Origin of the sequence: Prevotella sp. OH937_COT-195, from assembly GCF_003932845.1 — a bacterium.
Lineage (GTDB): Bacteria > Bacteroidota > Bacteroidia > Bacteroidales > Bacteroidaceae > Prevotella.
In genome coordinates this window covers 1-907 of record NZ_RQZH01000087.1, presented here as the reverse complement: position 1 = coordinate 907, position 907 = coordinate 1, and the positions used below count along the sequence as shown (strand labels likewise).

At 36.5% G+C, this 907-nt stretch carries 1 protein-coding gene; it reads left to right on the top strand.

The annotated features are described in order from the left end of the window. Nucleotides 1-887 (top strand): protein rep (locus EII32_RS11340; RefSeq protein ID WP_125235470.1); only part of this gene is annotated, 887 nt, incomplete at its 5' end. Nucleotides 888-907 lie beyond the last annotated feature (20 nt).

Genomic DNA, 907 nt, shown 5'->3' with positions numbered 1-907 from the left:
GAAACTGGAGGGGGCGAAAACTCTTGAGTTTAAAACTAGTTGATGTGTTTAATGTTTTAGGATACAGAGATAGTTTAGTTCAGAACGTAAAAACGTGTGGTGAGTATTTGCATTTCATCAAGAATACAGATGGTTTATTAAAACTCTATCAAGCTTATTTCTGTAAAAATAAACTTTGCCCTATGTGCAACTGGAGACGGTCTATGAAGTATTCTTATCAGACCTCGCAGATAGTTGATAGGGCTATTGAGAAAGAGCCAAAGGGGCGCTTTCTGTTCTTGACCTTGACGGTTAAAAATGTAGAGGGTGATAGGTTAAATGATACTCTTAGTCAATTAACAGAAGCGTTTAGACGGTTGATGATGTATAAAAAAGTCAAAAAGAATATGTTTGGATATTTACGTGCTATCGAGATTACACATAATGAACTAGAAAAAACATATCACCCTCATATTCACGTTTTGCTGATGGTGAAATCAAGTTATTTTTCAGGGAAGAATAACTACATCTCCCAAGCTGAATGGGGTGATTTGTGGTCGCAGGCTCTTAAGGTGGACTACGTGCCAATGGTAGATGTTCGAGCAGTTAAAGAAACTGGTAAAGGGCTAAAAGGAGCAATCTTAGAGACTGCTAAATATCCTACAAAACCAATTGAATTTAACGTAGAAAATGCTCAAGTGGTTGATGATTTATACCAGGGTTTATATCGCAAAAGACAACTTGGTTTTGGTGGTTTGTTCAAGAAAATCAAAAAAGAATTGGCTCTTGAGGATATCGAGAATGGTGACTTGGTGCATACTTCAGATAACCAAGATGACCTTTCGGAAGGTACAAAAATAGTCGCATACTGGAATGCGACTAAACAAAATTATTTTATAAAAAATTGAGTTGGTAAATCTCGCCAACT